The following is a 340-nucleotide window of genomic DNA, read 5'->3' on the forward strand; positions in this document are numbered from 1 at the left end:
CCGACTTCTACCACTCCCAACAGGTCAGCCGCGAGATCTACCAGGTGCGGGCGGTGGTGCAGCCGGGCAACTCCGGAGGCCCGCTGCTCTCGCCGGCCGGCACGGTCTACGGCGTGATCTTCGCGGCCGCGACCAACGACGAGGACACCGGCTACGTCCTCACCGCCGAGGAGGTCGCGGCGAACGCCGAGGCGGGCCGCACGGCCACCCAGCAGGTGTCCACCCAGCAGTGCGACTAGGACGGCCGGCGAGAGCAGCGGGCCTCCGGAGTTGCCCGGCTGCACCACCGCCCGCACCTGGTAGATCTCGCGGCTGACCTGTTGGGAGTGGTAGAAGTCGG

1 protein-coding gene is annotated in these 340 nt (G+C 70.9%); it reads left to right on the forward strand.

Going from position 1 to position 340, the window contains the following annotated elements; translation table 11 throughout:
- The coding region (locus DEF28_RS26985; RefSeq protein WP_325049050.1) for a trypsin-like serine protease at window positions 1–239 on the forward strand (239 nt) is incomplete at its 5' end.
- Between the last annotated feature and the right edge of the window lie 101 nt (window positions 240–340).

The sequence above is a fragment of the Marinitenerispora sediminis genome (assembly GCF_003336425.1).
GTDB lineage: Bacteria > Actinomycetota > Actinomycetes > Streptosporangiales > Streptosporangiaceae > Marinitenerispora > Marinitenerispora sediminis.